This is a genomic window from Acinetobacter sp. NigerLNRRAM0016, assembly GCF_054112845.1.
In genome coordinates, this window is record NZ_JBSYVT010000022.1 from 1 (window position 1) to 26323 (window position 26323).

A 26323-nucleotide genomic window follows, 5' to 3' on the forward strand; every position below is an offset into this window, starting at 1 on the left:
CATTCAATTAATCCAAAAACTTAACCCTTAAGCTAAATCCTTGTTAATCAACAAGTTTTTATCTACATCACCGCCGATGGATGTGCATTCTACAGCATTTCTAATCACTTGCAACACCCTTCCGCAAATTAATTCAAAAAAAACGTTCGCCCGTTCATTTAATCGGCAAAAAAGCAGTTTTATTACATATTTTGATCAAATTTGTTTTAATACTGAGCTTATAACAACTGTTACAATACGCTCCATACTCTTTAATTTAGACCACTTAAGTTGCTTGCGACATTAAGAATCGTCTTGGATCTATTATGCAACATACTCACTATTATTTATGTGCAACACTTTTAGCGGTTAGTTTTGCTTCTACTGTACAAGCAAATGATGAGCTTTCTACTACAGCCGCAAGCGACGCTTCTGTAAATGAAGTTGCACCAGATGAATCATCGACGACACAGGTTTCTAGACTTGAATCATTAAAAGAACTTAAAAATGTAAAAGCGAATGATTTAAAAGTGAATGCTAATGCTGCACAGCCTGATAGCATCAAAGATCCTTTAGAAGCCTTAAATCGTGAAACCTTTGCGTTTAATGACTTCTTGGATCGGAATTTTGCGCGACCAGTTGCGGTTCAATATAAAACTAAAGTCCCTGACAGTGTGCGTGGCGCTTATCGTTCTTTTCGTAAAAACTTAAATGAGCCTTGGAATGCCGTAAATCAATTGGTACAAGGTCGCCCATCACGTGCGGCGAAGTCTTTAGGTCGTTTTACCATTAATACAGTCACGACTTTAGGTTTTGCAGACCCAGCGAGACGCTTGGGCTTAGATATGGAAGAAGAAGGTTTTGGTACAACGCTAGGTTATTACAGCGTGCCATCTGGTCCATATTTGGTTTTACCGATTATTGGCCCAAGTACTTTCCGTGATGGCATTGGCTTCTTTGTTGATGGTCAAGCCCGTCCACAACGCTATATATTCGACAATAACGATGGTATTTACTGGTCTGATCAAATGTTACGCGGCATTGATGCACGTGCTCAAATTCTTGATGTTGAAGATGTACTTCAAGGTGACCGCTATGCTGCAATTCGCGACATTTACCTGCAACGCAAAAATTTTGAGATTGCACAAAAACAAGGTTTAGATGCGGACAACATTTCTTTTGTAGATGAAGAGCCAGGCGATGGCATGGATGACACACAAGATGAAGATTCTTCAACACCTTCTGAATAATTTGTAAAACTTATTTGTCTGGAAAAATATTCTTTTTCTAGCAATTACGTGATTGATATAGTACATCTAACTAGGTACACGCCAAGGATCATACAATTTATATATGTATTTCATTCAACCGACTCGCAATATTCCTTATTTAGATCAGGTACTTAACACACTCCCAAGTGTGCAAATGATTCACATAGATGACTTAGACTTGTATGATCCGACCATTATTGCCATAGCCGATGTGCAAGATTACCTTATTCATCAATGGAATTTACCCACCATTGTATTGGCATTCGAGAATGAAGGTACGGCTTTAGCACAAGCTTGGGAAGTGGGTGCTTTGGCTGGCTGGATCTGGAACCGTTTGCCTGCAAACCCAGAACATTCCTTATTAAAGATTGATGCTCAGTACAAGCGCAATCAAGACAGTCGTGATCTTCCTTCCGCAGCTGAATTACAAAAGCGTTTACTGCCTAATCCAATTGAACTCACCAATTATCAAGTTGAAACCCTGTTTCAACCTTCAGCCTATCTTTCAGGCGACTGGTATGACTACTGGAAACTGAGTGATAAAGAAATCATCTTCTATTTAGCCGATGTGTCAGGTCATGGTGTGACCAGCAGTTTACTCACCTCTTGGATGGCTGCTTTTCATGGTCGCTCAAAGACCCCAAGAGAGTTGATAAAAAAACTGAATGGCATGCTGGTTCAGGAAAATATTGAAAAGCACATCACCATGATTGCGGGTACGCTGAATCTGGAAAGCCATGTTTTAAAATGGTCGAGTGCAGGACACTATCCGCCCGCAATTCTTTTAGAACCAAATCATCCGCCTAAAATTCTAAATACCAGCAGTTTCCCGTTGGGTCTTACTGAAGACCTTGAAGTGGAAGAATTTGAGTGTGTATTAAATAAACAATCGCGTTTCATTATTTGCTCGGATGGGGCCCTTGAACCTTTCGATGGCGGATTGAACGAACAATTTGAACAATTGGTCTTCCATTTGCAAAATCAATCATTTCAAGCACCCGAACATGTTGCAGATGATATTGCCATCTTAAGTTTATGCAGAATGAATTAGTCTATTTTTCAAATATTTAAAGATTTAAACCTGCATCTACGACTCTAGAATACTTGAGTCTGTACTTGCCCTATGTGATAATTTTCCTATCCTTCTCTGAAAATGGCATTTATATGTCAACAGGTCATGTTGAATATGCAAGCTTAGATGGAACGCATATTTTTAAGCTTATTGGCGAAGTGCGTGCCCAATCTTGTATCAGTCTAGACAAACTTTTAAACCGAATTGAACAACAGGCGAATGTTGTTGGGGCAATCGTAGATTTAACCCAAACGACGTTCATCGACAGTACCGTGTTAGGCATTTTAGCGAAACTTGGTTTGAAGCTAAAACAAGCGCATAACATTCAGGCTGTCATGTTATCAACCAATCCCGATATTACGACTTTAGCCAACAGCATGGGCTTAGGTCAGGTTTTTGTCATCCTGAATTATTGTGGTGACCCAAGCGTATGTACACTTGAATTAATGGAAGAACATGTAACGCATTCAAACATGCTTACAACCGTACTTGATGCGCACAAAACCTTGATGAAATTGAACGAAAATAATCAAAATATGTTTGAACCACTGGTCAAACAACTTCAAAAAGAACAAGATAATATGGAACAAGCGTCTAATCAGCAAAACGCTTAATGCACCCGTTGCAAGGATGAACACATGTCTTTACTTTCTGTTGCTCAAATGAATTCTCAAAATGACATTGAAGAAAACTTCAAGGTCATCGAATCATTTATTCAACAGAGTAAAGCGCAGGGTTCCTCTTTGGTGGTGTTTCCTGAAAATTTCGTGTGTTTTGCAGCAGGCAAGCAACGAGATACTGCTCAACAGTTTGAAGCAATTCAAAAACGACTTGAGACATTGGCGCATCAGCATCAGATCTGGATTATTGCTGGGACCTTACCTTGTCCTTTCCGCCCAGATGGTTCCGTGATTCAAGATGGTCGTGTCCGCACCGTCAGTTTATGTATTAGCCCTGAACGTACCGAAGCCCGTTATGACAAAATTCACTTGTTTGATGTACAAGTAGGCGATGCTGTTGGGGGCTATCAAGAGTCCAAGTTTTTTGAACCTGGCTCTGAGCTTGTAGTTGCCAAAACACCTTTTGGCAATATTGGCATGATGGTCTGTTATGACCTACGCTTTCCTGAACTGGCTTTGCATTTACGTGCCCGTGGTGCCCACATTTTAACGGCGCCTGCTGCGTTTACTTACACCACAGGTCAAATGCATTGGCAACTACTGCTACAAGCTCGTGCGATGGACAGCCAATGCCAAGTTTTAGGTTCTGCACAACAAGGTTGGCATGGTGAAAAGCGTCAAACTTGGGGACATACGGCTGCCACCAATAGTCGTGGACAATTACTGGATATCATTCAAGAGGATGGTGCACATTTAATTACTGTGCCATTTGACGTACAAGAACAACAACAGATCCGTGAATCTATGCCCCTGATGCAACACCGTAGACTGGTTCAGTTCGGTTAATTCACGCTTATTTCACTATCAGTCATATATTTTATTCAGCTTAATTTACCGCTTCATTTCAAACTGATCGGTTTGATACAAGCTTAGTGATTTCAACCTAAATGGTATTACCCCCCTGCTTGACTGTGATTTGATCTTAATCAAACATGTTTGATGTATAGAGATCCTGTATCGAGATGTAAATTCTATTGTTTAAGACTTGCACTACAATTTAAATCGTGTACGATATATTTGTGTTCGATATAAATTAAAGGTGAATAAGATGTCTCTAGAACAAGTGGTTTACCGTGCTAAAGCAAAAGCAACGGGTGGTCGTGATGGTCGTGCAATTTCTGATGATGGTATTCTGGATATCAAACTAACACTCCCTAAAGAAATGGGCGGTATGGGTGGTGGTACCAACCCTGAACAACTTTTTGCAGCAGGCTATTCAGCTTGTTTCTTAGGTGCCATGAAATTTGTAGCGAACCGTGATCAATACAAGATTCCAGCAGATGCATTTATTGAAGGTGAAGTTGGGATTGGTCCAATTCCAACAGGTTTTGGCATTAAGGTCACTTTGAATGTGCATCTTCCTGCCATGGATGCCGATGAAGCTGAAAAACTTGTCGCTGCTGCCCATATTGTTTGCCCATATTCAAATGCGACACGTGGCAATATTGATGTGAACTTCAATATTATTACTGCGTAATAGAGTTCAGCTCATCAAAAAAAGCGCCCGAGTGGCGCCTTTTTTGTTTAAATGACTGTCTTTATTCTTCAGTTTGATTGGTCACACGTAACACTTCTTCCAAAGTGGTTTTGCCTGCCAATACTTTACGCAAACCATCATCACGGATAGAACCTGAATGCTGACGCGCATAATTTTCCAGCTCAAACTCAGCTGCATTGCCATGAATTAGACGGCGCATCGACTCATCCACAGGTACGATTTCGTAAATGGCTGTTCGACCACTAAAGCCCACATGCGAACATTGCTCACAGCCTTGTGGCTCTGGCAATTTTAAACCTTGTACCGCAGGCACAATCGATTTAAACATCTGTTGTTCAAACGAATCTGCCTCATGCCATGTGGTGCAATGTGGGCATAAGGTGCGTACCAAACGCTGTGCAATCACGCCAATCAGTGAACTTGAAAGCAAGAAGGGTTCAATCCCCATATCTTTTAATCGAGTGACAGCCCCAATTGCGGTATTGGTATGTAGCGTCGACAACACCAAATGACCGGTTAAGGATGCTTGAACTGCAATTTCTGCCGTTTCTAAATCACGAATTTCACCGACCATGACCACATCTGGATCTTGACGCAACATGGCTTTTAACGCCCGCGCAAAGGTCATGTCCACCTTAGTATTCACTTGCGTCTGACCAATCCCTTCCAACTGATATTCAATCGGATCTTCAGCGGTCAAAATATTACGCGTGTTGTCATTCAAGTCCGATAAAGCAGCGTAAAGCGTAGTGGTTTTCCCCGAACCTGTCGGACCTGTGACCAAGATAATGCCGTGCGGGCGATGCACCAGTTGGGTTAAACATTCATAGTCAGGTTGCAATAAGCCCAAGTGGGTCATATTCAAGCGTCCCGCTTGTTTATCCAATAAACGCATTACCACACGCTCACCATGTGAAGACGGTAAGGTCGACACACGCACATCCACTTCACGACCCGCTAGACGCAATGAAATACGTCCATCTTGCGGAATACGCTTTTCGGCAATATCCAGCTTCGCCATGACTTTAATTCGCGATACCAAAAGCGGTGCCAATTCACGACGCGGCTGTACAATTTCACGCAGTTGACCATCAACCCGCAAACGTACCGAGAGTTTCTTTTCAAAAGCTTCAATATGGATATCCGAAGCACTGACGCGAATGGCTTCCGAGAGCAAGGCATTAATCAAGCGCACAATCGGCGCATCATCTTCCTGATCCATCAAATCTTCAGCTTCGGGAACCTGATCGGCTAAACTAAGTAAATCGGGGTGATCTTCCAGTCCCGCAGCCACTTGCTGAGACTCCCCTGTATCCCCTGCATAACTTGAACTTAACAGTGCATTGAAACGTTGATCATCCAACACTTCATAATGTGCAGGTGTCGTCAGTAACCGGCGTGCTTCTTGTAATGCAATCCATGCGGTATTTTCACGGCGTACAATAAAAACCTGATCCCCATCATATCGAAGTAAAACGCCATGTCGTTTGGCAAAACTATAAGGAATTTGTATTTGTTTAAGTATTTGCATCACAAAATTATAATGATGAAAAAGAGGCTTTTGAGTGTACTCTAAGCTTATGACAGCGTGAAGTCTGTTTTTGACTGAACTGACTAGAGGATTTTTTTATTTTGGCACCATCTGATTTAGAGCATATTCAAGCCGATCATCCATCACTGAAATGGTGGGGCGAACAAAAATTCGAATTAAACCAAGCAAGAACATGGCAGTTCGGCTCTTTATTGTTTCGTCTGGCGCGCAGCATCAACGAATGGCGACTGGAATATCACCGTCCACTATTTCAGAAAGATTCTGAACGTCAGTGGAAAATGATTGATGATCCTGAGTTTGCTTTTCCGCAGCCAATTAAAATTGAGCGTTATATGTTTCGTAAAACGCACGATACCTTTCATCTGATGCCACGCCTCGCCGATCGTTCGGTGGTGATTAAACCTGTCGACCCGATTTATATTCCTGCTGGACAACGCGGCACCCTATATATCAGCACTCCCTTATGGATTGCAGGTTTTGTCGAAAGCCAACGCGAACCTTTATTTGACCTGCCAATGATGCAACCCAAAGATACATGGTTTGGCCCCGACCAGCGGACAGGTGAAATGTGCTATGCAACTGCGGTGGATGGACGGACCGAATTAAACTTACTCAAACCCAGTCCTTTTCGTGCCGTCACGCCAATTGAATTTCACAATACCAGCGGTCAACAGCTGCGTTTTGACCGCATGAATGTACCCGTGTCGGCATTGCCGCTGTTTTATAGTGAAAGTACCGATCGCTTATGGACCTCGCAGATTAAAGTTATCCATGAAGATTTGACCCGTCCACCACGGATTAAAATTGAAAACCGCACCCCACCATTGGCGGGCGAAGTGACTTATGTGCATGCGCCACGCTCCCCTGGGGGCGCCTTGTTCAATATGTTTGACTCATTTTTTTAGGATGCTTTTATGCCAGATACCAATATTCCTAAAGATGTTGCAGTCAGCCTGAAGGAAATTTTTACCAATATTAATTTGGAGCGTATCAGTGAGATTTTGGTCGCGCTGGTGCTGTGTCTAATCGGTTTTATCTTAGCGCGCCTGATTTCCAATACCTTTATTCGTACGGTTGGACAGAATTTTAATGCCCATCAAAGCATGGTCTGGCGTCGCGGAATTTTTTATTTCATTTTCGTGCTGTTTATTATGGCAAGCCTGAAAGAAGCAGGCTTTAAACTCAGTGTCTTTATCGGGGCGGCGGGTATTTTCACGGTCGCACTCGGTTTCGCTTCACAAACCTCTGCCAGTAACCTTATCAGTGGTTTATTCCTGATTGGTGAAGGTTCTTTTGAAGTGGGCGATACCATTCAAATTACCTTAATTCGAGGTCATGTCATTGAAGGGGAAGTGATTTCCATTGATTTGCTTTCGGTCAAACTACTGACTTTAGACAATATTTATGTCCGTCTGCCCAATGAACAATTGATTCGTGCGCCCGTGATGAATTTATCTAAATTTCCCATTCGGCGGATTCCGATTACCTTATCGATTAACTTTCAGGAAGACATCATCAAAGTCCGTGAAGTCCTACTGGATGTGGCAGCACGCTATCCTTTGGCACTGGATGATCCTAAACCTGAAGTGACCGTTACCGCCTTTCGTGAATCATCCATTGAAATTCTGTTTGCCGTGTGGTGTCGACAGGAAATTTTCCTCAAAGCCCGCGATGAATTACAAGAACGTGTGCGCAATGGCTTTTTGGAAAATCATATTGAAATTCCTGTGCCTAAAATGGGCATTATTGACCGCCCTCGCCCAAAAGCTCGCGACGAGATTGATCAATATGCTTATGAGAAGGAACTGAAACAAGAGCGCAAAGAGCGATAAGATTATCGCTCTTTTTTTTGCTCCAATAGACTTGGGGGTAAAGGTGCGATATAGGCAATCACCAACATCACTGCACCCGAGCCAATAAAGGAAATTACCCGCGTTAAGGTACCACTTTGAGAGAGATCCAATAATAATAACTTGGCAACCACAATCCCCAGTAAAGCAGCACCGACAAACCAGATTTGTCGAATATGTCTTTGGCTAGAAAATGTCATTAAGACAAAGGCCAGAATTACCCACAGTAAAGTCAAACTCAGTTGTACCGAACCATCGTGCCAAATCGCACCGCTCCACAATGGCGTATCCTTATAATGATGCATACCACGCACTACAATACTACTGAACACCAACAGGCCAATCAGAATCGTGCTAATTTTCAAGCTCCACTCTGTGGAGGATTGCTGCACGAAATCATGCTGATAGATCATCCACAACAGCCCACCAAACACCAGCAAAGACAGCACATCAGTTAAATTCAACAGCGGTGCCAGATAATAATGGGTTGCCGAATACGGATCGAGATTCAAAACCACTAACCACAACAGTCCTAAACACCACATTGAAGTTTGATTTAAAAAATCGGCTTTATGTGTAAAGAACACATACAGCGCATATACAACTGGAACCACACCCAGAGCCCAAATTGGCATTTGCGGGAAGATGGCTAAACCAATAGCCGCCAGTGCGAAACATAACTGCGCAGCCCATAATTCATTGCTGAATCGTACAGAAACTCGCTGCATGAACATCAACATCAAGCTCAAGAGCACTGCACTCACGGCAAAACTCAGTTGTGCCGTTGGACTTGACCATTGCTGACTGCTAAACACCTCTTCGAGCAGGGTCACCCCGTAAAGCAGCACCAACAAGCCAGCCAGTAAGGTGAGTAGTAAGTTTTGCCATTCCAGTTTCAACCTCAACCAGACCACCAAACTAAATCCAGCCAGCAATGCGGTCGCAATTGCAATAGAACAACTATAGCTCCATGCCTGCCAATGCATCAGCTCGACACCTGCAATGGCTCCTGCATACATGCCTGAAATCAGAAAAATACCGCTCAACATACGTGCGCTGAAATATTTTTCTACATCCTGATAATGCAGCAAATAAAAGGCAGAAATAAATTGAGCAATGGCATAAATACTGGTCGTTAATACGGGAAAATCATCATTCGACCAGATTTGATACATTAGGGCGATGGTACTCAGCAGCACCAATACCACACCAATATAACGACTAAGTCGGTAACGCTCGGTAATACCCCAGACAATCAAAGCTGTACCTTGAATGACCCAACCCGTAGAAGTCCAATGTGCGCCTTTTGCTAGCGGGAAGATCAAGGCTGTAAAGACCACAGCAAGAATAAAAAAGCTTTTCGCCAGAATCGACAACTGTGGATGCTGACGTTTGATCCAGAAATTCAGCAGTCCATAGGTCACCGCCAAGGCAGCTGCTCCCCAAGTTAGAGCAACGGTTGAATCATGCATGAGAAAAGCGTGTAATGAGAACCCCAGCACTGGAACACTAAAAATTAAACCAACATCTAGAATAGGTTGCAGTTTTTTCTGTGTATTCGAGCTGGGTACGGACGCATGCTGTTGCTTTTGTTCTGCCAACATCAACTGGCTATAACGGATGCTCAGCCAAATAAACAAGGCGATCTGTAACCATAGAATCACATCCAAAATATTGAGCTGATCATTTTCTGCATATAACCCAATGACCGATCCCCCAATAAACATGGTGGCGAAAAAGGCAATTTGGTGCAAAATTTTCCACGGTTGCAAGTAATTGACTGCGACCACAGCCAAATTAATCACAAAATAATAGCCAAATAAAAACACCACATCAGGATGATTGTGCGGAATCAGCAACGGCGCCAGATACGCCATACTCAAGGCCAAAATCGCCAAATACAAGGCTTGCTGTTTCAGGCTCAACACAACGGTCAAGCCGAGTAAAATTACAAATAGAATGCTGGCCGTCATTAGACTGTGTACAACGGCAAAATGGTGCGCAAAAATCAGCGTGAGGAAAATCACAGCCAAACCCAAACCTTGCAGGGCAATGGCAAACAACGCATTTTTACGCTGTAGCAGATAACCCGCAACAGTGGTTACTCCCCCAGCCGCTGCAATAAAACCCAGTTTGACCGCCAAACTTAACTGCCAATGCTCACTGGCAAAGCGCAGCAACAACACAATACCGACCATCAGTACCGCAACCGCGACACGCAAAATCGGATTGCCATGTTTCATCCAGTCCAGTGCGGGTTGCCACCAAGCAGGAGGCTGCGAATCAGGTGCTGGATTTTGAAGATCCGAACTTTGCTGTGGTTGCTGTACCGTTGCATCTTGTTGCTGAGTTAGCGTCAACTGCCCCGATACAGGTATCGCTGATGTAAGAGGCTGCTCTACTGCCGTTGGTTTGAAGACTGGTATCGGTGGCTCAGCTGCCACTTGCTGTATCTGCTCTAACAACACCAATCGGTTTTGAAATGTGCTCATCAAGTGAATAATGCAGAACAGTAAAACCAACACTGCCCCAGCAACCAACCACAGCCACGTATTGGCATAACCCCATAATGCCAACAAAGTCGCGGCATAAATCAACACCTTCTGCACTCCAATGCCGGTGGACTGCATCATGGGGCTGGCTGCCGCCTGTTCCAATTGCAGCAAACGCTGATGAATATTGGAAATCGACTGCATCAATACTAGGGTCAATCCAATCGCAGCAGCGAACACCGTAGATTGCCATTGCATCACAATCGCAACGACCAACAGCACGCTTAAGGCAATTAACAGCAGGAACATTCCCTGTTTGTCTTTTTTATACATGAGTCAATGAGTTACACAGCTTCAATTTATTTATCTTACTTGATCAAGCTTCAAGCAGACCATTTAACATACAAAATACTGCAATTTTATGGACTTGAAGCTCATCCGCAAAAACTGCAACGCTGCTGAGTGACATTCCGAATAAGACAGATTTGCCTTTTTCACGTAAGATAAGCCCTAGTTCATAATCAGGATTTGCAGCATGCCACCATTTGTATTGGTCGATGGGTCATATTTTTTATTTCGCGCCTTTCATGCGGTCCCACCTCTAACAACTTCTACGGGGTTGCATACCAATGCTGTACGTGGCGCAATTTCTGCGATTCAGAAACTGATGCGTCGTACTCAACCGACCCACATGGCGGTGATTTTTGATACACCAGAACCGACTTTCCGCCATGAACTTTCACCGATTTATAAGGGTGATCGTCCGAGCATGCCCGATGAGCTAGGACAACAAATTCCATATCTACACGCACTGATTCGTGCTTTAGGTATTCCTGTACATATGCTGCCAGGTGCAGAAGCTGATGACATCATTGGTACACTGGCAAAACGTGCCGAAGCCAAAGGACAGCAAGTCCTGATTTCGACTGGCGATAAGGACATGGCGCAATTGGTGACGGAAAAAGTCACGCTTGAAGACAGCTTCAAAGAAAAACCGATGGACGTGAATGGCGTCTTTGAAAAGTTTGGCGTTTGGCCACATCAAATCATTGATTACCTTACCCTGATGGGCGATGCTTCCGATGGCATTATGGGCGTTCCAGGTGTAGGTGCCAAAACCGCGGCAAAATTGCTGACTGAATACGGTTCGATTGGTGGTATTTTGGAGAATGTTGACCAGATTAAAGGTAAAGTCGGTCAAAATATTAAAGACAGCGTCGAAGGCATTGCGATTGACCATCAACTGGCGAGCATTGTTTGTGATCTAGAATTGGGCATTTGCTATGAAGATTTAGCCCTTCAAGACCCGAATGTGAATGAATTACGTCGCTTATATACCGAACTAGAATTCCGTAATCAATTACAATCTTTGGATCACCCAAATAATCCTAACAATAACAACAACAAACAAAGTAATGCCAGCCTTCAGCAAGCTCCTGTCGCTGCACCAATTGAAACTGAAGATCAAGCGACCTTAACCAGTGTTGATGATCAACTTGGTCAAGCCAATTATCATACCGTGTTGTCTACTGAGGCTTGGAAGCAACTGTTACAACGCATGCAGACTGCAAACAAGTTTGCGATTGATACTGAAACCACCAGTCTGGATTATCGTGTTGCAGAAATGGTCGGCTTCTCGATTGCATTTGATGCCGAAGATGCTTACTACGTCCCGCTCGCACATGATTATGAAGGTGCACCAGCGCAATTAAACCGCAGCAGCGTTTTGACCCAAATCAAACCGATTTTAGAAAATCCTGAAATCAAAAAAATCGGTCATCATCTGAAATATGATGCGCATATTTTTGCCAATCACGGGATTGAGCTGCAAGGTTGGTATTTCGATACCATGCTAGCATCCTATGTATTGAACTCTGTGGCGACCCGTCACGGCATGGATGATGTGGCACGCCTGTATTTAAGCCATCTCACCACCACTTTTGAAGAAGTTGCGGGTAAAGGTGCAAAACAAAAGACTTTCAATCAAATCGAGATAGAAACTGCGGCACACTATGCAGCCGAAGATGCCCATGTCACCTTCCGCTTATATGAAGTACTGGATAAAAAGCTGAAAGTACATCCTGAACTGATCAATATTTTGCACAATATTGAAGTGCCTGTGGCACGCGTATTGACCCTGATGGAAGAAAATGGCATTCAACTTGATCTGCAGTTCTTAGATCAATTGGGTGAAGATTTCTCCAAGACCATGCAAGATTTGGAAAATCAGATCACAGAATTGGCGGGTCAGTCGTTTAATGTCAGCTCACCGAAACAGGTAGGTGAAATCCTGTTTGAAAAACTGGGCTTAAAAGGCGGCAAGAAAACCTCAACAGGGCAATACAGCACCAGCGAAAGTATTCTCGAAAAATTGGATCATCCGATTAGTGCGTTGATTCTGGATTATCGCGGTTTATCCAAACTGAAAAGCACCTATACCGATGGATTATTGAAGCAAGCCAACAATGATACCCATCGCGTACATACCAGTTATCATCAAGCGCTTACCGCAACTGGACGTTTATCTTCGACTGATCCAAACCTGCAAAATATTCCGGTACGTGAAGAAATTGGGCGTCAAATCCGTAAAGCCTTTATTGCACCAGAAGGTCGTGTGTTATTGGCAGCCGACTATTCACAAATTGAATTGCGTTTGATGGCACATTTCTCTCAAGATGATGCCCTGCTAGATGCCTTCCGTCATGGTCAGGATGTACACCGTCGTACCGCATCGGAAGTCTTGAATATTCCACTAGATCAAGTCACCAATGACCAGCGTCGTCAAGCCAAAGCGGTAAACTTTGGTCTGTTGTATGGCATGTCAGAATTTGGTCTGATTCGTCAATTGGGCTTCACCCGTGAAGAATCACAAAACTATATCAAGCAATATTTCCATCGTTACCCTGGCATTTATGAGTATATGCAACGTACGCGTCAGGTTGCCTTAGAACAAGGTTTTGTTGAAACCATTTTAGGGCGTCGTTTATATACCCCTGAAATTGATGCGCGTAACATGATGATCCGTAAAGCGGCTGAGCGCGCCGCAATTAATGCCCCCCTACAAGGCAGTGCTGCGGACATTATTAAAATGGCGATGATTGAAGTGGATAAAATGCTACCGAAAGATCAAGCCAAAATGTTGTTACAAGTGCACGATGAATTGGTGTTTGAAGTAGATGCCGACATTGCAGATGACTTGGCACCAAAACTGGCTGAAGTGATGCAATCGGTATTGGAAATTTCCGTGCCCTTGCTGGTTGAAGTCGGTAAAGGTAACAACTGGGATGAAGCTCATTAATCAAAATACCTCCCTATATCCATAAAAAGGGATTAAAGGAGAGATTCTTTAAGAATTTGAAGAATCTCTCCTACCCCAAGCAATATCCGATATGAATGACATAGTTGTTTCAGTTAAGTAAAATTAAAAAAAATTCTAAATGCTTATTACAAATCAATAAACTTTTTTACCCCAATACGCTGATCGAATTCTTCTTGCTGCTCAACTGAAAGCTTTGAACGCTGATAACGTAATGAATAGCCGCCTAGCATTTCCCCATTGGGTTTTAAAATATACCAATCTAAAAGATCTGATTCACTGAATTTAAGCCACTGCCCAACATGAATCCACTTAAATTTTTCTGGTAGTTCAAATAGTTGAGAAAAGCAAAATGTATCTTCAAAAAATGGCATCATTAACCAAATATTCGCACCATCTTCGGAATCTAAGCTCTCTGGAATGTAAAATTTAACGCAAGCAAAATCATCTTCAGATAATTTTTCTAAATTTTCTTTAAAAATATATAGCGATTCTCTTGCTGTATGGATTGTTGCCAAATATGAATCAGCTTCCTGATCGATCAGCATAAATTTGGGTTCAAGCTCACTACTCATTCAACAGCATCCCGATTTAAAATTATTTCATTTCATAAAAAAGGACTCTACTTAGAGTCCTTTTTATTACCAAATCAAAAGATAGGGAAGAAAATCTTATAAACCCGTCAACAAGGCAATTGCCACTTCATTCATAATAATTTCGGCAATATACAATGCCAAAAATGCAATAATTGGAGACAAATCAATCATTCCCATATTTGGCAACAAGCGACGGAATGGTGCCAACAAAGGTTCTGCCAATTCCTGAATCACTTCAATATATGGCGAACGTGACTGGGTAAACATCACCACCCAACTTAAAATAATCGTGGCAAAAATCAAGTAACGACAGAAGCGAATCAAATCCTGTATCATGGTGACAAAGGTTAAAATCACCAAATGAATCGGACTGTTCGGCATGGCACCTGACAAGTACATGATGCCAAATATTTTAAGTAGATAAAGCACCACCACCAACGCCAAGGCAGCAGAATTTACTCGCCCTTTACCCAGTGTTGGGAAAATACGACTAAAAATATCCACAATCTTGGTGGCTTTGACTGTCGACATCACCACAGGATTGTAGGGATTAACCGCAGCCAATTGCATTAAAAAGCGGAAGAATACGAGCAAAATCGCTACGTTAATAATAATGCCAAAAATTAGCGCAGAGTTTGCACCCATATTAAATTTTTCCTAATTAAAATCAATTACTTGATACTTTCACTTAATTCTTGCGCCAACTCTTGGCTACGCTTTTTCGCAGCCGCCAAAGCAGACTGAATATTTTGTGAAATTTGCGTACGATCAAAGACTTCTAAAGCAGCCTGTGTCGTACCATTTGGTGAGGTTACATTTTTACGTAACTCTGATGGTGAACTTGCACTGGTAATTGCCATTTGTGCAGCACCTAAAGCAGTTTGCAAGGTTAAAGCTGTTGCAACTTTTTCATCTAAACCTAAGTTTTTACCTGCACGAATCATACTTTCCATCATATAGAAAAAGTAAGCAGGACCCGAACCAGAAACAGCCGTCACAGCATCAATTTGTGCTTCAGAATTCACCCAAATGGTCAAACCAGTTGCAGCCAAAACTTGGCTCGCCAACTCACGGTCTTTCGCATCGACAACATCTGTCGCATACAAACCATGCGCACCCGTCTGTACCAAAGCTGGTGTATTCGGCATCACACGCACAATACGCTCTGTACCCGATAAAGTTGCCATGGTTGCAATTTCCGCACCAGCAACAATTGAAATCACTAGTTTACCATCCAGTAAACCATGCAATTGCTTCAATACACTTGCAAGTACCTGAGGCTTAACCGCTAAAACGACAATATCTGCTTTCTCAATCGCAGCAATATTATCATCAGTCACATGCACATCTTTTTCTTGTAAAAGTTGACGTACATTTTCAAAAGGATCAGCAACTGTAATACGCGTAGTCGGCATGCCTCGTGCAATTAATCCGCCAATTAAGGCTTGCGCCATATTGCCGCCACCAATAAAAGTAATATTACAATTTAAAACTGCACTCATGATTTACGCTCGTTATTGAGTATTCTATTGCCCTGAAACTAATCTCGGTTGCCATCCATCCTTAACAAGATATTCAGATTCGGCCAACCAAAAACCTTTGGGTGTAAAAACCCCTAGCATAACATTATCTATGCTTAATATTTGAATTGTATGACGCAACCACGGAAAAATTTGTGCCTGTTGCAACGCTTTTTTTAAAGGCCAACTTCCGATCCGTCCATGCAGATGGATTTTCTCTCCCCCCATCCGTGCTGACAATGTCAATTTTTGATCCAAAAGTGTCTGAGACAATCCCTGATTTTGGACTTCGACACGATATCTTCCTGAAGCCAAAGCAAAGCTTTGATTGAGCATAAAAGAGAGATATTGCTGTGCTGGAACAGGATTTTGCTGTTCCGCCAGATAGATCTCTGCATTTAAACGAAAAATCTGCTGTTGATAACGAACAAAATAACAACCATGCCAATGCAAAGCAGCTTGTGCATCTTGTTTGGCTTCAATCACCTCAGTAATTAGACGCTGCACCATGGCAAAATTGGGACGATAAGTTGCCTCACCTTGCATCCAGTGAGAGAGTAATTGACGTTGTCGAGCAATGGACAATAACTTGAGTGCTTCAATATTGAGACAAGATTGATTGCCACATTTTGCCAAGTCTAAAGCCAATACTTCCGCCAAAATTTCATCCGCATCTTGCATTAAAGTACTGGTGCGAGTCAGCGCTTGCTGCATTTTAGGGAAGCGTTGTTGCAAAACAGGCCATAGAATTTGACGACACCAAGCACGATCATAATCTAGATCGGCATTGGTCGGATCTTCAATATTTTGCACATCCAACTGCGCAGCCCATTGGCAAATCCGCTCACGTGACAGTTCCAGTAATGGACGCCAAAGGGTCATTTGTTCCCGAACATCCACCGTAGACATGGCCGATAAACCTTGTACACCCGCGCCAGAAAGCAGTCTTAACATCAAGGTTTCAGCCTGATCTTGCTGATGATGCGCTAAAACCAACACCTCATTGTGTTGTAAATGTTCTGCAAAGGCTTGATATCGGGCATTACGTGCTTGGTTTTCCAGATTTCCTTCCGCTACGTGAACAGGAACCACGCTACAGGGCACCTGCAATTGCTGACAGGTATTCAGGACGAAGTCGCCCCAAGCCGAACTCATACTTTGTAACTGATGATCGACATAAATCGCACGAACTTTTAGTGGGAATAAAAACGACATAAGATGCAGCAACAGCATGGAATCCACGCCACCGCTACATCCTATGAGATAAGAACGCTGTTCTGTAAAGGTCTGCGCCTGTGTTAAGACGTTAGACCTAAATTGTCGCTGCCAAACTTCATTAAACGTTGGTAACGTGCTTCGCATCGCTCTTGGGCATCCATTGGCTGTAACTCATCCAATGCTTGTTTGAGTACGACCTTTAAGTTTTCCATGACTTGTTCAGGGTTTAAATGCGCACCTTGACCTTCGTCAACCACGTATTCAACAATACCAATCTGTTGTAAACGGTCTGCAGTCAATGCCAATGCTTCACTGGCTTGTTCTGCTTTCTCAGCTGTTTTCCACAGAATCGAAGCACAGCCTTCAGGTGAAATTACTGAATAAATACTGTGTGACAACATGATCACACGGTCAGCAACACCAATACCTAAAGCACCGCCTGAACCCCCTTCACCCAACACTGTTGCAATAACAGGGACTTTCAAATTTGAAAGTTGTGCAAGGCTGGTGGCAATCGCTTCTGCTTGACCACGCTCTTCCGCACCAACACCTGGGTAAGCGCCCATAGTATCAATAAAAGTGAAAACAGGTAAATTAAAACGCTCAGCCAAATCTAGCAAACGTTGTGATTTACGATAACCTTCAGGGTTACACATCCCGAAGTTATGCTTTAATTTTTCGCGAGTGCTACGACCACGGTGTTGACCTACAACCATGACTGGTTTGCCGTCAAAACGCGCTAAGCCACCGACCATCGCACCATCATCACCAAACAAACGATCCCCATGTAAAGCATCAAATTCAGTGAAGATTTCACCAACATAGTCCAAAAATTGCGGACGGTCTGGATGACGTGCAATTTGGACTGTTGTCCATGCTTTAGATTGAGCAGCTTTATTTTTCATAGGTCGACCATTATCCCTAAATTAACCAAACAGTGTTAATCGATAAATTGTTCCGACTGAATATTCAATTCAATATCCCAGTGCTTGAATTGCACTTGTTCGTCGTGCAAGTCTGCTACAAGCAAAGGCCATTGTTTGGCATCACCAGAAACGCAGAGTTGCCATTGTTGCGCATTGCCAATGGTTAATTCAATGGCAGGAAGCATCGCATCGCTACGACTATGATTCAGTAAAACTGCTAATCGAAGCAATAGACATAAGTGCACAAGTTTGCTACCACCCACCTTCATCACGTCAATTTTGGCATCACTGCGCAACTTACGACGATGATGTGCGACCAAATGTGAAATGAGGTTTTGGTCAATTTGTGAGAAGCCCGCAATGTCGGAATGCTGTAACAAATAAGCCCCATGACGATGATATCCACCGTGGCTGATGGCCAAACCAATTTCATGCAAATAGGCAGCTCGACGCAGTAAGTCACTGTCATCACTCGTTAAATTCAATGCAGCTGCCACACCATCAAATAAATGTTGTGCTGTTTTGACCACACGTTCCGCTTGTTTTGGATCTGCACCATAGCGTCCCATTAAGGCTTGCACACTCCGGTCACGGATATCTTCGTGTTGGAAACGACCCAACAAGTCATACATCACGCCTTCACGTAAAGCACCATCTGAGTACACCAGCACTTCGATGTCTAATAATTCAAAAACTGCGGATAAAATTGCAACGCCAGCTGGCAAAACTGCTCGACGGTCTTCTTTCAAGCCGTCAAAATCCATTTCTGAAATATGTTTGAATTTGAGTAACTTTTCTTTGAGTTTTTCCAGTCCTTCACGGGTCAGATTTTCCTGCTCATTGCTCCAGCCCATATTGACCGCAATTTGACGACAAGCTTTAATGGTACCACTCGAACCGACAACAGTATCCCAACCTGCTTCTTTATAAGTGTTTGCAATAGCAGAAAGTTCTTTACGTGCGGCAACCACCGCTTTATCAAAACTTTTTTGGTTGATTTCACCATCTGGGAAATAACACTTGGTAAACGCCACACAGCCCATCTGTAAAGATTCGGTATGAATGGGTTCAAATTCCTCACCGATAATCAGTTCGGTTGAACCACCACCAATATCAATGACCAAACGACGACCACTGTTCGCCATGGTGTGCGAAACACCCAAATAAATCAGACGCGCTTCTTCACGCCCTGCAATAATTTCAATCGGTTTTGGCAGTATTTCTGCGGCTTTCTGAATAAATTCATGTCCATTTTTGGCTTGACGTAAAGCATTGGTCGCCACAATTCTTAAACGGTTTGGCTGCACCGAACTTAAACGTCCGACAAAACGCGCCAAACAGGCCAAGCCACGTTGTTGCGCCGCTTCCGTTAAATTTTTATTTTCATCCAGTCCAGCTGCCAACTGAACTTTCTCTGACATTGATGCAACTTTTTTAACTTCACCATGGTCTACACGCGCAATCGCAAGGTGAAAGCTGTTCGATCCCATATCGATGGCAGCAAGTAATTCTTCATCAATCAAAAAATCAGACATTCTTCAAATAAACCTGTACAGAATTGAGCCTAGAGTAATGCACATGCATGCAATTTAAAAGCCATTTATCTCTTTTAAATATTGAGCTTTTTATTTTTAAGCATATATGACAATTGTGTTACGCGATCAGCATCATCGTGAGCATCAATTAGACAAATTTGATCGAAAGGCTGAAAATTTGCATCTAACACTACATTGTTAAAGATGGCTATGTAATACTTAGAGCCATTAGCTATCTTTTAATAAAATTTTTGGAGCATATTCCATGTCAGGCAATATCATCAACACGACTGATGCAAACTTTGAAGCAGATGTTTTAAATTCAGATACTCCCGTTTTAGTTGATTTCTGGGCAGGCTGGTGTGCACCATGTAAGGCGATTGCACCTGTATTGGAAGTGCTTGCAAACGAATACGAAGGCAAAGTGAAGATTGTTAAAGTTGACGTGACTTCATGTGAAGCAACAGCAGTAAACTACAACATTCGCAACATTCCTGCATTACTTATGTTCAAAAATGGTGAAGTTGTTGCACAACAAGTTGGCGCTGCACCAAAGTCTAAATTGACTGCATTTATTGAAGACCACATCTAATTTTCACATTGCAATTAGACCAAATGCGCTATGTCCTATAGCGCATTTTTTTCGTCTATAAATTGACAAAGTCAAGAATCTCTCTTATATTGCATGCTCAAGAAAGAAAGGATTTCAAGTCCGTCATTTTCTTACAAGACACAACACATAAGATCGCCACTCGGCAACAGAAATTGTTACATACTTTTTCTCTTCGCAACAATTTACCAGACCTCCGCGTTGTTATTGTATTAACACGATGCCGTCATTTTATTGCTGTATGCGACCGAATGTTGCTCTCCTTCCAACCTGTTTCTAGAATTTTTGATTCTATCTGACCACCTATGAATTTAACCGAACTCAAGAAAAAACCAATTGGCGAACTCATCAAAATTGCAGAGTTTATGGGCCTTGAAGGAATGGCTCGTAACCGTAAGCAAGATATTATCTTTGCCATCTTAAAGCGTCATGCGATGAATGGTGAAGAGATCTTTGGTGATGGCGTTCTCGAAATTCTGTCAGATGGTTTTGGTTTCTTACGCTCTGCTGCAGGTTCATATCTTGCAGGTCCCGACGACATTTATGTAAGTCCTTCACAAATTCGTCGTTTTAACTTGCGTACAGGTGACACCATCACAGGAACGATTCGCCCACCTAAAGAAGGTGAACGTTATTTTGCCCTACTCAAAGTTAATCAAATTAACTACGATACGCCTGAAAATTCGCGTAACAAGATTTTATTCGAAAACTTAACCCCATTATTCCCAACTGAACAATTGGTAATGGAGTTAGGGAATGGTACTACTGAAGATTTAACTGCTCGCGTCGTCGATCTGGTTGCGCCAATTGGTAAAGGACAACGTTCTATTATCGTTGCGCCTCCAAAAGCGGGTAAAACCATGTTGTTACAAAACATCGCCCAGTCGATTGTACGTAACAACCCTGAAGTTTTCCTGATTGTGCTTCTGATTGATGAACGTCCTGAAGAAGTAACCGAAATGGAACGTACCGTTCGTGGTGAAGTGGTTGCCTCTACGTTTGATGAATCTCCAGCGCGTCACGTACAAGTGGCTGAAATGGTGATTGAAAAAGCCAAACGTTTGGTTGAGCACAAAAAAGACGTGGTTATTCTGCTTGACTCGATTACCCGTTTGGCTCGTGCTTATAACACGGTAGTCCCTTCATCAGGTAAGGTATTAACTGGTGGTGTCGATGCCCATGCGCTTGAACGTCCAAAACGTTTCTTTGGTGCTGCCCGTAACATTGAAGAAGGTGGCTCACTGACCATTATCTCAACTGCCCTCATTGAAACTGGCAGTAAAATGGATGAAGTCATTTACGAAGAATTCAAAGGTACAGGTAACCAAGAGATTACGCTGGATCGTCGTATTGCAGAGAAACGTGTGTTCCCTGCCATGAACATCAAAAAGTCCGGTACCCGTCGTGAAGAGCGTTTAATGTCTGAAGACAATCTACGTAAAGTTTGGATTCTACGTAAACTCCTTCACACCCAAGATGAATTGGCGGCAATGGAATTCTTACTTGATCGTATGAAAGAAACCAAAACCAATGATGAATTCTTCGATCAAATGAAGCGTAAAGCAAGTAATTAATTTGCATTAAAAATTTAAAAAAAAGTCGCCCATGTTGGCGACTTTTTTATTTGGTTGACTTTCTTAACATAAAAACACAAATCGATCTTTTCTATGTTATCTAATTTTTATTTTTTTGATGCCTAAATATTAGGATTTTAAAACCTGTTTATTTTTATAACCTTATAAGGTGGTTATCCAATATAAAGCTTCATTTTAATTGTTATTTTCTGTTAAAAAAATACAAATATTTGCTCATTTTTTGGTTTTTTTTCATGCAAGGCAGTAGTAATTCAAAATAGGCAGTGATAGCATATTCGCAGACCAGTTAAGCTGCTCCTGCATTGTTACTGCCTAACAAATTTAGGAAGAATAAAAGCACATAACAGCTGACCTTGGTTTTTTTTAATCTCATATTTTAGAGAGTGATGCCATGTTATTCAAAAAAATCGCTATTGCTGCTGCAGTTGCTACTACTTTAGCTTTCGTTGGCTGTGCTAAAAAAGAAGAAGCTCCTGCTGCTGAAGCTGCTGCTTCTGTTGCGTCTGAAGCTACTGTTGAAGCTTCTGCTGCTGTAGACGCTGCTGCTGTTGAAGCTGCTTCTGCTGCTGAAGTTGCTGCTTCTGCTGCTGAAGTTGCTGCTTCTGCTGCTGACGCTGCTGCTTCTGCTGCTCACTAATCTTTACGATTAGGTAGCACAAAAAAAAGAGAGCATTTGCTCTCTTTTTTTACGTCTAAATTTTAGTAAAACACAAAAATTAATGAATTAAAAAAGCAGATCAATCGATCTGCTCTTTCCCAACACGCTGTCTAAATTTCTGACCCGCACGAAATGTCACAACACGACGGGCAGAAATCGGAATTTCTTCACCCGTTTTAGGGTTCCGACCCGGTCGTTGACGCTTATCACGCAACTCAAAGTTCCCGAAACCCGAAAGTTTAACCTGTTCCCCTGAAATGAGCGCTTGGCTAATTTCATCGAAGAATAATTCGACCATTTGTTTTGCTTCACGACGGTTTAAACTCGTGAGCTCACTTAAATGATCAGCCATTTCTGCTTTAGTTAATGCTGTCATGAAGCCCTCAATGTCGCCTGATAAGTGTTCTGCAACACTTCTATGATTGTATCCATACCCGATTTGATTTCAGCATCTTCCAAGGTACGTGACGGATGTTGCCACAACAAAGCAAATGCCAATGAGCGTTTACCTGCTTCAACCCCTTGTCCTGTGTACACATCGAAGAGCCAATTCGAGTTTAACAGCTCCCCACCCGTTTTAGAGATAAGTTGCTGAATTTCACCAATATTAATCTTATCACTAATTAAAAGCGCAATATCACGTCTAACCGATGGAAAACGTGATAATTCTGTAAAATTAGATACATAAGTTTGCAAAACTGCTTTTTGATCAAGTTCTGCAACCCAAGTCGTTCCCAAATCTAGCTCAGCCTCTAAAGTCGGGTGTAAACGACCTAAATAACCAATTGACTGTCCTGCTACCATAATTTCAGCGGACTGACCTGGATGCAACCATGCGCGCTCTGAACGTACGTATTCCACTTGAACACGACCTGCTGCCAAAACTTCTTCCACTTCACCTTTGAAATCAAAGAAATCCATCGCTTGTGGTTTAGCATGCCAAGATTCAACTTGCTTAGAACCAACGGCAATCATCGCTAAAGTTGGAATCTGTTTTAAGTCATGAATGTTACTTGCATCCTGATAATCAAAACGTAGACCTAATTCAAAGAAACGTACACGGCTTTGTTGACGGTTAATATTATATTGTACGCAAGGAATCAAGCTAGAGAGTAAGGTTGAGCGCATCACTGCCAAATCGCTTGAAATCGGATTTGCCAAAGCCAATGGATTGACGGCTGGATTCAGTTGTTTTTCAAGTTTCAAATCGGCAAAGCTAAAACTAATTGCTTCTTGATAACCCAAAGTTACCAAAGTTTGACGTAACTGTGCCACTTCAAATTGATCTTGATACTTCGCAAGTTGTGCATCAATCACTGGCAGACTGATTTGAATATTGTCATAACCGTAGATACGTGCAACTTCTTCAATTAAATCCTGATAAATTGCCATATCATAACGATGCGATGGTGGAACAACAGACCACTGACCTTCTGCTTTCACCGTCACTACGCAGCCTAAACGTGTTAATGCATCCGCAATAAATTCGCCTTCTACACGGTATCCCAACAATTGATCAACTTGTGCCTGCTCCAATTCAATCGCTTCGCGTTTTGGTAATACATCTGCTTGCTCAGCAACCGTAATCGGACCAAATTCGCCACCAGCCAGTTCAGCAATTAATTGTGATGCACGGTGCATGGCCATCATTGGCAATTCAAAATCCACGCCACGTTCATAACGCTGTGAAGCATCGGTATGTAGACCAAAGCTACGCGCACGACCTGCAATATGTAATGGCGCGAAGAAAGCTGATTCTAAGAAAATTTCAGTGGTTTCATCCGTTACAGAAGAAGATAAACCACCCATGATGCCTGCAATCGCTAATGCTTTTTCATCATCAGCAATCACCATAACTTTTTCATTCAGTTCAACTTCTTGCTCATTGAGCAACACCAGTTTTTCAGCCGCTGTTGCTTGACGCACATGTACCGCACCCTGAACTTTTCCACCATCAAAAGCATGTAAAGGCTGACCCAGCTCCATCAGTACATAGTTGGTAATATCCACCAAAATACTGTGTTGACGGATACCCGAACGAGCAAGCGCACGCTCCATCCATTCTGGCGTCGGTGCTTTGGTATTGACGTTTTTGATCACACGTCCTAAATAACGCGGGCAACCTTCAGTGCTGACAATGACTTTTTTCTCATCAGCAATTGTCGCAGCCACTTCCTTAATCTCTGGTGCAGTCGCAGTCATTTGATTAATGACCGCAATTTCACGTGCAATCCCACGAATACTGAAACAGTCACCACGGTTTGGCGTGATACTGATATCAATCACGTGATCATCAAGGTCTAAATATTCACGAACATTCACACCTACAGGCGCATCTGATGGAAGCTCTAAAAGACCATCAATTTTGTCTTCAAGATCAATTTCCGAAGCACCACACAGCATGCCTTGTGACTCAATACCACGTAGCTTACCTTTTTTGATTTTAAAATCGCCTGGGAGCACTGCACCAATCGTTGCTACAGGCGCTTTCATGCCCACGCGAACATTCGGTGCACCGCAGACAATTTGCAATGGCTCGCCTGAACCAATATTTACCGTCGTAACGCGTAAACGGTCTGCATCTGGATGTTGTTCTACAGTAAGTACTTCACCAACAACCACACCTGTAAATGGCTTTGCTGCAGGAGATAAATCATCCACTTCTAGACCCAGCATGGTCAGTTGATCAGATAAAGTTTCGCTATCAATGGCTGGGTTGACCCATGTGCGCAACCAATTTTCGCTAATTTTCATTTCTATAAAAACCTATAAATCTATTTTTTAAATCCCTCTCTAACTCCTCCTTACAAAGGAAGAGAACCCATTTCACTTTAAAAGCTCCTCTCCTTTTAGGAGAGGTTAGGGAGAGGTCTTAATCTGTTTAAGCAAATTGGCGTAAGAAACGCACATCATTTTGGTAGAACATACGCAAGTCATTGATGCCATAACGTAACATTGCAAAACGCTCTACCCCTAGACCAAAAGCAAAGCCTTTGTATTTTTCAGGATCGATCCCCGCAGCCTGCAAGACATTTGGATGCACCATACCACAACCCAAAACCTCTAACCATTTGCCACGTTCATCCATAATATCCACTTCTGCACTTGGCTCTGTGAATGGAAAGTAGGATGGACGGAAACGGACTTTTAAGTCTTTCTCAAAGAATTCATTCAGCAAGTTCACCAACAAACCCTTCAGCTCTGCAAAGCTGGTATTTTCGGCAACATATAGGCCTTCAATTTGATGGAACATTGGTGAATGGGTTTGATCCGAGTCACAACGATAGACACGACCTGGACACACAATACGGATTGGTGGTTGTGAGGTTTCCATGGTACGAATTTGCACGCCTGAAGTATGTGTACGCAACAAATGATTTGCATCAAAATAGAAGGTATCGTGCATGGCACGCGCAGGGTGATGACCAGGAATATTCAAGGCTTCAAAGTTGTGATAGTCATCTTCGACTTCTGGGCCAGTTGCGACCGTAAATCCTGCTTTAGTAAAAAATTGACAAATGCGTTCCTGCACTTGTGTAACTGGGTGAATACTGCCAATCGTTTGACCACGCCCTGGCAGGGTAATATCGATGGTTTCACTCGCAAGTTGCTGTTCTAATGCCGCTTGTTGTAATTGCGCTTGACGCTCAGTCAATGCAGCATTAATGGCTTCACGCACAGCATGAATTGCAGCGCCCTGAACTTTACGCTCCTCAGGGTCCATTTTACCTAGCGCTTTCGATTGTTCTGCAAGCTGGCTCTTTTTCCCTGTAAATTGCACACGAACCAGATCGAGTGCAGCAAGGTCTTGAGCTGCTGCAATGGCAGCAAGCGCTTCGGTGGTCAGGGCTTCCAGTGACATAGTAACTCTCAAAGCAACAATTTAATAATAAGATAAAACCCGATATTCTATCAGTTTTTAACAAGATTGATGAGTTTCCAATTAAGGAAAATT

Annotated in this window: 22 protein-coding genes; 11 read left to right on the forward strand and 11 right to left on the reverse strand. The window is 42.6% G+C overall.

The window, feature by feature from the left end; genetic code table 11:
• The first annotated feature begins 305 nt into the window (after positions 1-305).
• From ACWQ4X_RS13330 to ACWQ4X_RS13350, 5 genes are all read left to right on the forward strand, one after another.
• Positions 306-1229 (forward strand): MlaA family lipoprotein, encoded by a 924-nt coding sequence (locus ACWQ4X_RS13330; protein WP_457903980.1) that lies wholly within the window; start codon positions 306-308, stop codon positions 1227-1229.
• 103 nt (positions 1230-1332) lie between these two features.
• Positions 1333-2301 (forward strand): RsbU family protein phosphatase GigA, encoded by a 969-nt coding sequence (gene gigA, locus ACWQ4X_RS13335; protein WP_457903981.1) that lies wholly within the window; start codon positions 1333-1335, stop codon positions 2299-2301.
• A 113-nt stretch (positions 2302-2414) separates the two neighbouring features.
• Complete coding sequence (gigB, locus tag ACWQ4X_RS13340) at positions 2415-2936, forward strand: anti-anti-sigma factor GigB (protein ID WP_100242107.1); 522 nt, start codon at positions 2415-2417, stop codon at positions 2934-2936.
• A 24-nt stretch (positions 2937-2960) separates the two neighbouring features.
• The gene (locus ACWQ4X_RS13345) at positions 2961-3788 is read left to right on the forward strand and encodes a carbon-nitrogen hydrolase family protein (RefSeq protein ID WP_457903982.1); all 828 of its coding nucleotides are present in this window, start codon (positions 2961-2963) and stop codon (positions 3786-3788) included.
• A 262-nt stretch (positions 3789-4050) separates the two neighbouring features.
• A complete protein-coding gene (locus ACWQ4X_RS13350; protein WP_457903983.1) occupies positions 4051-4479 on the forward strand; it encodes an organic hydroperoxide resistance protein in 429 nt (142 codons plus the stop codon).
• 61 nt (positions 4480-4540) lie between these two features.
• Here the strand turns inward: ACWQ4X_RS13350 and gspE are convergent, their stop codons facing one another.
• Positions 4541-6031, reverse strand: coding sequence for a type II secretion system ATPase GspE (gspE, locus tag ACWQ4X_RS13355; protein WP_457903984.1), 1491 nt, complete (start codon positions 6029-6031; stop codon positions 4541-4543).
• A gap of 125 nt (positions 6032-6156) precedes the next feature.
• Between gspE and ACWQ4X_RS13360 the strand changes: the two genes are divergently transcribed.
• Positions 6157-6957: a hypothetical protein gene (locus ACWQ4X_RS13360; protein WP_171334081.1), complete on the forward strand. Its 801-nt coding sequence runs from the start codon at positions 6157-6159 to the stop codon at positions 6955-6957.
• 9 nt (positions 6958-6966) lie between these two features.
• Positions 6967-7884, forward strand: a complete 918-nt coding sequence (locus ACWQ4X_RS13365) for a mechanosensitive ion channel family protein (RefSeq protein WP_100242102.1) — start codon at positions 6967-6969, stop codon at positions 7882-7884.
• 2 nt (positions 7885-7886) lie between these two features.
• Here the strand turns inward: ACWQ4X_RS13365 and ACWQ4X_RS13370 are convergent, their stop codons facing one another.
• A complete protein-coding gene (locus ACWQ4X_RS13370) occupies positions 7887-10727 on the reverse strand; it encodes a DUF2339 domain-containing protein (protein WP_457903985.1) in 2841 nt (946 codons plus the stop codon).
• Between the two features lie 202 nt (positions 10728-10929).
• Here ACWQ4X_RS13370 and polA point away from each other — a divergent pair, with 202 nt between their 5' ends.
• Positions 10930-13692 (forward strand): DNA polymerase I, encoded by a 2763-nt coding sequence (polA, locus tag ACWQ4X_RS13375; RefSeq protein ID WP_457903986.1) that lies wholly within the window; start codon positions 10930-10932, stop codon positions 13690-13692.
• Positions 13693-13838: 146 nt separating this feature from the next.
• On the opposite strand, the gene ACWQ4X_RS13380 is transcribed toward polA, so the two are convergent.
• The 6 genes from ACWQ4X_RS13380 to ppx all read right to left on the reverse strand — a co-directional run bounded on the left by ACWQ4X_RS13380 (position 13839) and on the right by ppx (position 19505).
• Complete coding sequence (locus ACWQ4X_RS13380; RefSeq protein ID WP_457903987.1) at positions 13839-14285, reverse strand: DUF2314 domain-containing protein; 447 nt, start codon at positions 14283-14285, stop codon at positions 13839-13841.
• Between the two features lie 96 nt (positions 14286-14381).
• Positions 14382-14951 carry a YggT family protein gene (locus ACWQ4X_RS13385; protein WP_100242099.1) on the reverse strand — a complete coding sequence of 190 codons (570 nt, stop codon included), beginning with the start codon at positions 14949-14951 and terminating at the stop codon, positions 14382-14384.
• Between the two features lie 26 nt (positions 14952-14977).
• Complete coding sequence (gene proC / locus ACWQ4X_RS13390; RefSeq protein WP_457903988.1) at positions 14978-15808, reverse strand: pyrroline-5-carboxylate reductase; 831 nt, start codon at positions 15806-15808, stop codon at positions 14978-14980.
• Positions 15809-15832: 24 nt separating this feature from the next.
• Positions 15833-17188: a tRNA lysidine(34) synthetase TilS gene (gene tilS, locus ACWQ4X_RS13395; protein WP_457903989.1), complete on the reverse strand. Its 1356-nt coding sequence runs from the start codon at positions 17186-17188 to the stop codon at positions 15833-15835.
• Complete coding sequence (locus tag ACWQ4X_RS13400; RefSeq protein ID WP_100242096.1) at positions 17125-17949, reverse strand: acetyl-CoA carboxylase carboxyltransferase subunit alpha; 825 nt, start codon at positions 17947-17949, stop codon at positions 17125-17127. Before ACWQ4X_RS13400 ends, tilS begins: the two co-directional genes overlap by 64 nt.
• A 35-nt stretch (positions 17950-17984) precedes the next feature.
• Positions 17985-19505, reverse strand: coding sequence for an exopolyphosphatase (gene ppx / locus ACWQ4X_RS13405; RefSeq protein ID WP_457903990.1), 1521 nt, complete (start codon positions 19503-19505; stop codon positions 17985-17987).
• A gap of 265 nt (positions 19506-19770) precedes the next feature.
• Between ppx and trxA the strand changes: the two genes are divergently transcribed.
• From trxA to ACWQ4X_RS13420, 3 genes are all read left to right on the forward strand, one after another.
• Positions 19771-20097, forward strand: coding sequence for a thioredoxin (gene trxA, locus ACWQ4X_RS13410; protein ID WP_016166116.1), 327 nt, complete (start codon positions 19771-19773; stop codon positions 20095-20097).
• Positions 20098-20420: 323 nt separating this feature from the next.
• Positions 20421-21689 (forward strand): transcription termination factor Rho, encoded by a 1269-nt coding sequence (gene rho / locus ACWQ4X_RS13415; protein WP_100242094.1) that lies wholly within the window; start codon positions 20421-20423, stop codon positions 21687-21689.
• Between the two features lie 412 nt (positions 21690-22101).
• A complete protein-coding gene (locus tag ACWQ4X_RS13420) occupies positions 22102-22347 on the forward strand; it encodes a hypothetical protein (protein WP_374529088.1) in 246 nt (81 codons plus the stop codon).
• A 100-nt stretch (positions 22348-22447) separates the two neighbouring features.
• On the opposite strand, the gene ACWQ4X_RS13425 is transcribed toward ACWQ4X_RS13420, so the two are convergent.
• The 3 genes from ACWQ4X_RS13425 to pheS all read right to left on the reverse strand — a co-directional run bounded on the left by ACWQ4X_RS13425 (position 22448) and on the right by pheS (position 26230).
• Entirely contained in the window at positions 22448-22744 is a 297-nt protein-coding gene (locus ACWQ4X_RS13425) for an integration host factor subunit alpha (protein ID WP_016166119.1), read from the reverse strand.
• On the reverse strand, positions 22741-25122 hold the full coding sequence (pheT, locus tag ACWQ4X_RS13430; RefSeq protein WP_457903991.1) for a phenylalanine--tRNA ligase subunit beta: 2382 nt from the start codon (positions 25120-25122) through the stop codon (positions 22741-22743). Before pheT ends, ACWQ4X_RS13425 begins: the two co-directional genes overlap by 4 nt.
• Positions 25123-25249: 127 nt before the next feature.
• Positions 25250-26230 (reverse strand): phenylalanine--tRNA ligase subunit alpha, encoded by a 981-nt coding sequence (gene pheS / locus ACWQ4X_RS13435; protein ID WP_374529092.1) that lies wholly within the window; start codon positions 26228-26230, stop codon positions 25250-25252.
• Positions 26231-26323 lie beyond the last annotated feature (93 nt).

Bases quoted from the DNA above. Each gene is read 5' to 3' on its own strand.
- gspE (WP_457903984.1), bottom strand. From the start codon at position 6,031: ATGCAAATACTTAAACAAATACAAATTCCTTATAGTTTTGCCAAACGA.
- ACWQ4X_RS13425 (WP_016166119.1), bottom strand. From the start codon at position 22,744: ATGACAGCATTAACTAAAGCAGAAATGGCTGATCATTTAAGTGAGCTC.
- ACWQ4X_RS13380 (WP_457903987.1), bottom strand. From the start codon at position 14,285: ATGAGTAGTGAGCTTGAACCCAAATTTATGCTGATCGATCAGGAAGCT.
- pheT (WP_457903991.1), bottom strand. From the start codon at position 25,122: ATGAAAATTAGCGAAAATTGGTTGCGCACATGGGTCAACCCAGCCATT.
- gigB (WP_100242107.1), top strand. From the start codon at position 2,415: ATGTCAACAGGTCATGTTGAATATGCAAGCTTAGATGGAACGCATATT.
- ACWQ4X_RS13400 (WP_100242096.1), bottom strand. From the start codon at position 17,949: ATGAAAAATAAAGCTGCTCAATCTAAAGCATGGACAACAGTCCAAATT.
- gigA (WP_457903981.1), top strand. From the start codon at position 1,333: ATGTATTTCATTCAACCGACTCGCAATATTCCTTATTTAGATCAGGTA.
- proC (WP_457903988.1), bottom strand. From the start codon at position 15,808: ATGAGTGCAGTTTTAAATTGTAATATTACTTTTATTGGTGGCGGCAAT.
- ACWQ4X_RS13330 (WP_457903980.1), top strand. From the start codon at position 306: ATGCAACATACTCACTATTATTTATGTGCAACACTTTTAGCGGTTAGT.
- ACWQ4X_RS13350 (WP_457903983.1), top strand. From the start codon at position 4,051: ATGTCTCTAGAACAAGTGGTTTACCGTGCTAAAGCAAAAGCAACGGGT.
- ACWQ4X_RS13345 (WP_457903982.1), top strand. From the start codon at position 2,961: ATGTCTTTACTTTCTGTTGCTCAAATGAATTCTCAAAATGACATTGAA.
- ACWQ4X_RS13385 (WP_100242099.1), bottom strand. From the start codon at position 14,951: ATGGGTGCAAACTCTGCGCTAATTTTTGGCATTATTATTAACGTAGCG.
- ACWQ4X_RS13420 (WP_374529088.1), top strand. From the start codon at position 22,102: ATGTTATTCAAAAAAATCGCTATTGCTGCTGCAGTTGCTACTACTTTA.
- rho (WP_100242094.1), top strand. From the start codon at position 20,421: ATGAATTTAACCGAACTCAAGAAAAAACCAATTGGCGAACTCATCAAA.
- pheS (WP_374529092.1), bottom strand. From the start codon at position 26,230: ATGTCACTGGAAGCCCTGACCACCGAAGCGCTTGCTGCCATTGCAGCA.
- ACWQ4X_RS13365 (WP_100242102.1), top strand. From the start codon at position 6,967: ATGCCAGATACCAATATTCCTAAAGATGTTGCAGTCAGCCTGAAGGAA.
- ACWQ4X_RS13370 (WP_457903985.1), bottom strand. From the start codon at position 10,727: ATGTATAAAAAAGACAAACAGGGAATGTTCCTGCTGTTAATTGCCTTA.
- tilS (WP_457903989.1), bottom strand. From the start codon at position 17,188: ATGCGAAGCACGTTACCAACGTTTAATGAAGTTTGGCAGCGACAATTT.
- polA (WP_457903986.1), top strand. From the start codon at position 10,930: ATGCCACCATTTGTATTGGTCGATGGGTCATATTTTTTATTTCGCGCC.
- trxA (WP_016166116.1), top strand. From the start codon at position 19,771: ATGTCAGGCAATATCATCAACACGACTGATGCAAACTTTGAAGCAGAT.
- ppx (WP_457903990.1), bottom strand. From the start codon at position 19,505: ATGTCTGATTTTTTGATTGATGAAGAATTACTTGCTGCCATCGATATG.